Source organism: Streptomyces sp. NPDC005435, assembly GCF_040703155.1.
Lineage (GTDB): Bacteria > Actinomycetota > Actinomycetes > Streptomycetales > Streptomycetaceae > Streptomyces.
The window spans coordinates 282,492-289,147 of record NZ_JBEXEQ010000008.1 but is presented as its reverse complement, the minus strand read 5'-3'; the positions used below and the strand labels follow the sequence as shown (position 1 = coordinate 289,147).

6 protein-coding genes are annotated in these 6,656 nt (G+C 72.6%); 1 reads left to right on the top strand and 5 read right to left on the bottom strand.

From position 1 onward, the window contains the following. Window positions 1-190: 190 nt before the first annotated feature. Window positions 191-853 (bottom strand): response regulator transcription factor, encoded by a 663-nt coding sequence (locus AB0898_RS13005; protein WP_123973178.1) that lies wholly within the window; start codon window positions 851-853, stop codon window positions 191-193. A 317-nt stretch (window positions 854-1,170) separates the two neighbouring features. Next, window positions 1,171-1,848: a DUF3000 domain-containing protein gene (locus AB0898_RS13000; protein WP_199584893.1), complete on the bottom strand. Its 678-nt coding sequence runs from the start codon at window positions 1,846-1,848 to the stop codon at window positions 1,171-1,173. A gap of 98 nt (window positions 1,849-1,946) precedes the next feature. Here AB0898_RS13000 and hemE point away from each other — a divergent pair, with 98 nt between their 5' ends. Next, entirely contained in the window at window positions 1,947-3,014 is a 1,068-nt protein-coding gene (hemE, locus tag AB0898_RS12995) for a uroporphyrinogen decarboxylase (RefSeq protein WP_366802949.1), read from the top strand. Between the two features lie 13 nt (window positions 3,015-3,027). Here the strand turns inward: hemE and AB0898_RS12990 are convergent, their stop codons facing one another. The 3 genes from AB0898_RS12990 to AB0898_RS12980 form a co-directional block, all read right to left on the bottom strand. Continuing rightward, window positions 3,028-3,849 (bottom strand): rhomboid family intramembrane serine protease, encoded by an 822-nt coding sequence (locus AB0898_RS12990; protein WP_366802948.1) that lies wholly within the window; start codon window positions 3,847-3,849, stop codon window positions 3,028-3,030. 322 nt (window positions 3,850-4,171) lie between these two features. Then, the gene (locus AB0898_RS12985) at window positions 4,172-5,593 is read right to left on the bottom strand and encodes an FAD-dependent oxidoreductase (RefSeq protein ID WP_366802947.1); all 1,422 of its coding nucleotides are present in this window, start codon (window positions 5,591-5,593) and stop codon (window positions 4,172-4,174) included. 32 nt (window positions 5,594-5,625) lie between these two features. Continuing rightward, the gene (locus tag AB0898_RS12980; protein WP_366802946.1) at window positions 5,626-6,552 is read right to left on the bottom strand and encodes a DUF4349 domain-containing protein; all 927 of its coding nucleotides are present in this window, start codon (window positions 6,550-6,552) and stop codon (window positions 5,626-5,628) included. Between the last annotated feature and the right edge of the window lie 104 nt (window positions 6,553-6,656).

The following is a 6,656-nucleotide window of genomic DNA, read 5'->3' as shown; positions in this document are numbered from 1 at the left end:
CAGCTCGGGCGGCTCCCACCGCGCCTCCTTGTGCAGCGCCAGCTCCACGTCGTCCCCGCTCGGCGGATCGGTGACGGTGAGCTGCGCGGTGAACGTTCCGCCGACGGGCGCCGGGAAGGGGAGGCCGGTGGGGCCGGTGACGTGCGAGGTCAGGGTGTGGGGGGAGGGTCGTACGGGGCAGGGGTGGGGGTCAGTGGATGATGCCGGTGCGCAGGGCCACCGCGACCATGCCGGCGCGGTCGCCCGTGCCGAGCTTGCGCGCGATGCGGGCCAGGTGGCTCTTCACGGTGAGGGCGGACAGGCCCATGGAGACGCCGATCGCCTTGTTCGACTGGCCCTCCGCGACGAGGCGCAGGACCTCGACCTCGCGGCCGGACAGTTCGCGGTAGCCACCCGGGTGGCTCGGGGCACCCGGGGGGCGGCGGTGCATACGGGCGGCGGCGGAACCGATGGGGGCGGCGCCCGGCCGGGTGGGGAGCCCGATGTTGGTGCGGGTGCCGGTGACGACGTAGCCCTTGACCCCACCGGCCAGGGCGTTGCGGACGGCGCCGATGTCGTCGGCGGCGGACAGGGCCAGCCCGTTGGGCCAGCCGGCGGCGCGGGTCTCGGACAGCAGGGTCAGTCCGGATCCGTCGGGCAGGTGGACGTCGGCGACGCAGATGTCGCGGGGGTTGCCGATGCGGGGACGAGCCTCCGCGATGGACGAGGCCTCGATGACATCGCGTACACCGAGGGCCCACAGATGGCGGGTGACGGTGGAACGCACGCGTGGATCGGCCACGACCACCATGGCGGTCGGCTTGTTCGGGCGGTAGGCGACCAGGCTTGCGGGCTGCTCAAGGAGAACGGACACCAGGCCTCCTGGGTGGGGGACGGGGCCGGCTGGTGGGGAGACAGCCGGGAGGAACCGTGCTTTCAAGGTCACAGTCGTCTTCGGCAGCAAACCCGTCCGCCTTTAGAGAATGATCACGATCTAGTGAGTGGTGAACCGTGCGATTCGGACACATGGTCGATCATCCGAAGATCGAATCGGTTCGGGGTAGTGCCATTCGAGTTCGGAAAGTGGCCGTATCGACAAAGAGATGGTCGGTGAAGTGATCACAAAGCAGCGCCCCGCCGTGGTGGCGGGGCGCTGATCGGATCGTGTGTCCGGGTAGGCGGGCGGTGAGGCTAGCGGGACTGCGGTCCCCGGCGCTGCGGCAGGGTCACCACCGAGGCGTCGCCGGGGCCCGCCGGGGGCAGTCCACCGACCTGGGCCAGCAGATCGCACCAGGCGGCCAGGTGCGCGGCGGTGTCCGGCACCCCGCCCAGGCCCTCGCGCGGCGTCCAGGAGGCGCGGATCTCGATCTGCGAGGCGGCCGGGCGCTCGGCAAGCCCGCCGAAGTAGTGCGAACTCGCGCGGGTCACGGTGCCGCTCGGCTCGCCGTAGGTGAGCCCGCGCGCCTGGAGCGCGCCGGTCAGCCACGACCAGCACACCTCCGGCAGCAGCGGATCGGCCGCCATCTCGGCCTCCAGCTCCGCGCGCACCAGCGTCACCAGACGGAACGTCCCGTGCCAGGCGTCGTGCCCCGCCGGATCGTGCAGCAGCACCAGCCGGCCGTCCGCCAGCTCCTGTTCGCCGTCGGCCACCACCGCCTCCAGCGCGTGCGCGAACGGCGCGAGCCGCTGGGGCGCGGGCGTCGGCTCCACCTCCACCTGCGGCCGCAGCCGCGCGCCGCGCAGCGCGTCGACCGCGCTCCGGAATGCCTGCGGTACCGCGATGCCCCCCGGGCCCTCCATCCGATCGGTGTCCTTCGCGTCGTCCTGTGCGCCGCCGCCGTCCGACGGTCGTCCCTGAGCCGCAGCCATGCGGGGAAGAGTAAGGGGAACGAGACCTTTCCGCAGGGCAAGACACCCACACACGCCCTACGGCACTTCCCCTGCGCGGGCCGTGCGAGACTTGCGGGGTGAGTGCCAACGCGATCCCCGCCGGCGGGCAGCCCGCAGCGACGTACGACAGTGCCTTCCTCCGGGCGTGCCGGCGTGAGGCCGTTCCGCACACCCCCGTCTGGTTCATGCGGCAGGCCGGGCGCTCCCTGCCGGAGTACCGCAAGGTGCGCGAGGGCATTCCCATGCTGGAGTCCTGCATGCGGCCCGATCTCGTCACCGAGATCACGCTGCAGCCGGTGCGCCGGCACGACGTGGACGCGGCGATCTTCTTCAGCGACATCGTCGTGCCGCTCAAGGCCATCGGCGTCGACCTCGACATCAAGCCCGGCGTCGGCCCGGTCGTCGCCGAGCCCGTGCGCACCCGCGCCGACCTCGCCCGGCTGCGCGACCTCACCCCCGACGACGTGCCGTACGTCACCGAGGCCATCGGCATGCTCACCGGCGAGCTGGGCCGCACCCCGCTGATCGGCTTCGCGGGCGCCCCCTTCACCCTCGCGAGCTACCTGGTCGAGGGCGGTCCCTCGCGTACGTACGAGAACGCCAAGGCGATGATGTACGGCGACCCCGAGCTGTGGGCCGACCTGCTCGACCGCCTCGCGGAGATCACCTCCGCCTTCCTCAAGGTCCAGATCGAGGCCGGTGCCTCGGCGGTCCAGCTCTTCGACTCCTGGGCCGGCGCGCTGGCCCCCGCCGACTACCGCGCCTCGGTGCTGCCCGCCTCCGCGAAGGTCTTCGACGCCGTCGCGGGCTACGGCGTCCCGCGCATCCACTTCGGCGTCGGCACCGGTGAGCTGCTGAAGCTCATGGGCGACGCGGGTGCCGACGTGGTCGGCGTCGACTGGCGCGTCCCGCTGGACGAGGCCGTGCGCCGCGTCGGCCCCGGCAAGGCGCTTCAGGGCAACCTCGACCCGACCGTGCTGTTCGCCGGGCGCAGGGTCGTCGAGACCAAGGCGCAGGAGGTGCTCGACGCGGCCGCCGGTCTGGAGGGCCACGTCTTCAACCTCGGTCACGGCGTCATGCCCAGCACCGACCCCGACGCGCTGACCCACCTCGTGGACTACGTCCACACCCACAGCGCCCGCTGACGAGAGCCCGCGCTCACCACACCTGACGGTGCCGCGCCCGCCTGCCGAACAGCAGCGGGCCCGGCTCCGGCGGGGGCGGGGTGCCCGCCTTGAGCGGCCAGGCCGGCAGCATCCCGGCCACGAAGCCGACGACGTGCGCCATGTAGGCCACCGTGCCGCCTCCGGAGACGCCGTGCCCGGAGGAGTAGGCCGCCTGGAGGCCGAACCAGAAGCCCAGGACCAGCCACGCGGGCAGCCGCAGCGGCAGGAAGACCAGGAACGGCACCAGCACCCATACCCTGGCCTTCGGATACAGCACCAGATACGCGCCCAGCACCCCCGCGATGGCCCCCGAGGCGCCGATCAGGGGGTCGGTGGAGTCCGCGTTCAGCAGGGCGAAGCCGTAGCCGGCCGCGTAGCCGCAGACCACGTAGAACAGCAGATAGCGCACGTGGCCCATGCGGTCCTCGACGTTGTTGCCGAAGATCAGCAGGAACAGCATGTTCCCCAGCAGATGCAGCCAGCCGCCGTGCAGGAACATCGACGTGAACACCGACAGCGCCGGGGACTTGTCATAGCCGGCCGGCCCCACCACACACCCCGGGCCGTTCGGGCCCGCCCCCACTTCCCCGGTCGGCACCAGCCGGGGCAGCTGACCGTGAATCATCTCCTTCGGGATCGCCGCGTAATGATCCATGAAGGCGTGCAGATGACACAGCTGCGCCAGATGACTCTCCCCGACCGCCCCGGCGGCACCGGGCATCACGAGGAAGACGAGCACGTTGGCGGCGATGAGCGCGTACGTCACATAGGGGGTGCGGCGCGCGGGGTTGACGTCATGGACGGGTATGACCACGGGGGAGTACTGCCCGCAACCGGGAGGCTGAATCCGCCGGACCCGGCCTCGCCCACGCCCTCGGTCCGCCGGAGGAAGGCGGCTCCACGGTCGGTCAGGCGCCATCGCGGACCCGTTCCGCGAGGCTCGCCGTCGTCCTCTTGGATCAGCCCCTCATCGGCGATCCGCCGTAGCTCGGCGAGGATTCCACCTTCTATCCGGGCGCCCCGCCGTCCCAGTTCCAGGTCGATCGTCCGCGTGTCCCAGTGCCCGCGGCCATCGCGTACGACCTCAAGTGCCAGACGTACGGGGATCATGTTCACAACCATCACCTCGGCCGACTTCAGTGGGAGATCACGCGAGGGCGCGAAGGGTTCGCGCGCACCTTCGCCACCGCCTTGCGTGCCGCCACCAGGACCGGGTCCCAGACCGGGGAGAACGGTGGGGCGTAGCCGAGGTCCAGGGCCGTCATCTGTTCCGCCGTCATGCGCGCGGTCAGCGCCACCGCCGCGATGTCGACGCGTTTGCCCGCGCCCTCGCCGCCGATGATCTGGACGCCGAGGAGTCGGCCGGTGTCGCGTTCGGCGAGCATCTTGACCGTCATGGGGGCGGCGCCGGGGTAGTAACCCGCCCGGCTGGTCGACTCGATGACGACCGGCTCGTAGCGCAGGCCGGCCCGGTCGGCGTCCTTCTCGCGCAGGCCGGTGCGGGCGATCTCCAGGTCGCAGACCTTGCTGACCGCCGTGCCGACGACGCCGGGGAAGGTGGCGTAACCGCCGCCCACGTTCGTGCCGATGACCTGGCCGTGCTTGTTGGCGTGGGTGCCGAGCGGGACGTACTGCTCCTGGCCGGAGACCAGGTTCAGCACCTCGACGCAGTCGCCGCCCGCCCAGATGTCCTCGTGGCCGCGCACCCGCATCGCCAGGTCGGTGAGCAGCCCGCCACGCGCGCCGAGGGGGAGTCCGGCCGCGCGGGCGAGCGTGGTCTCGGGGCGGACGCCGATGCCGAGGACGACGACGTCGGCGGGGTACTCCGCGTCCGAGGTGACCACCGCGCGCACCCTGCCCGCGCCGTCCGTGCGCACCCCGGTGACCCCGGCGCCGCTCACCATGGTGATGCCGAGGCCCGTCATCGCCTTGCGCACCAGGCGGCCCATGTCCGGGTCGAGCGTGGACATCGGCTCCTCGCCCCGGTCCACCACGGTCACCTCGAAGCCCCGCAGGATCAGCGCCTCGGCCATCTCCACGCCGATGTAACCCGCCCCGACGACCACGGCACGCCGGCCCCGCGCGCGGGCGAGCGAGTCGATCAGCGCCTGCCCGTCGTCCAGGGTCTGCACCCCGTGCACCCCGTCGGCGTCGATGCCGGGCAGGTCCGGGCGGACCGGACGGGCGCCGGTGGCGATGACGAGCTTGTCGTACGAGGTCCAGTACGTCTCGCCGGAGTCCAGGTCGTGCGCGCGGACCCGGCGGCCGGAAACGTCGATCTCCGTGACCTCGGTGCGCAGCCTCAGGCCGATGTCACGGGCGCGGTGCTCCTCGGCGGTGCGGGCGATCAACTGGTCCCGCCCGGTGACCGTGCCGCCCACCCAGTACGGGATGCCGCACGCCGAGTAGGAGGTGAAGTGGCCGCGCTCGAAGGCCACGATCTGCAGTTCCTCCGGCGTCCGCAGCCGCCGCGCCTGGGACGCGGCCGCCATCCCGGCCGCGTCACCGCCGATCACGACCAGCCGCTCCGCCCCGCCCCGCTCGTCACGCTCGCTCATGCGGACACGCTACGGGGCGGGCGCGCGTCCGGTCAGCTCTCCGGGCGCGGCGGGGTCGTCGCGGCCCGCCGCCTGCGCAGCAGGGGCCGTACGACCCGCAGCCACAGGAACGCCAGGACGGCGGCCGGCACGGCGAACGGCAGCACGGCGCCCACGACGACGGTGATCCAGCGCAGGACCGCGAGGAAGGCGCTCCAGCCGCCGGAGAGGGCGTCGAGGAAGCCGGGGTCGTCGTCCTTCGCGGCCTTGTGCACCGGTGTCGTGGTCAGCGAGAGGGTGATGGTCGCCAGGCTCGTCCGGTCCTTCAGGGACGCCTGCTGGGCGAGCAGCGACTCCAGGTCGGCCTCGCGGCTGCTCAGCTCGCCCTCCAGGGCGACGACATCGCTCAGCTTCTCCGCCCGGTCCATCAGCTCCCGCACCCGGGCCACGCTCGCCCGCTGCGACGTGATCCGGCTCTCCACGTCCACCACCTGACCGGTGACGTCCTCGGCCTTCGCGCTGCGCTCCAGCAGCTTGCCGGCGCCCTGGAGACCGGTCATCACCTCGTCGTACTTCGCGGTGGGCACGCGCAGCACGACCCGGGTGCGCTCGTGTCCGCGCGCGTCCCGGGTGGTGGTCTCGTTCCCGACGAACCCGCCCGCGTCCGCGACGGTCGTACGGGCCGCGTCCAGCGCGTCGGGCACGTCCTTCACCTGGACGGTCAGGGAGGCGGTACGGATGATCGCGCTCTCCGTGAGCCGCGGCACGCGCCGGTCCCCGGCCTTGGCGCCGGCCGGGCTCCCGCCCGCCCCGCCGGTCCGCTGGACGGGCCCGTCCGCCACGGACTTGTCGCCCGCGGCGGAGTCCCCTCGCGCGGCGGACCCCCCGCCCGCCGCACTGCACCCGGTGAGCGCGAGCGAGGTCACGAGCAGGGCCCCCGCCAGGGCCCGGACGGACGGGTACGAACGTGATGCGCGCATGGGCTACCCCCGATGTGTACGACAACCGACGCTCCTTGGACGCCGGACCGCCCCCGAACGTTGGACTCCCCGCATCCCGATGCGGTCACGGTCCGGACACGCGC

Bases quoted from the DNA above. Each gene is read 5' to 3' on its own strand.
- AB0898_RS12980 (WP_366802946.1), bottom strand. From the start codon at position 6,552: ATGCGCGCATCACGTTCGTACCCGTCCGTCCGGGCCCTGGCGGGGGCC.
- AB0898_RS12985 (WP_366802947.1), bottom strand. From the start codon at position 5,593: ATGAGCGAGCGTGACGAGCGGGGCGGGGCGGAGCGGCTGGTCGTGATC.
- AB0898_RS13000 (WP_199584893.1), bottom strand. From the start codon at position 1,848: ATGGCTGCGGCTCAGGGACGACCGTCGGACGGCGGCGGCGCACAGGAC.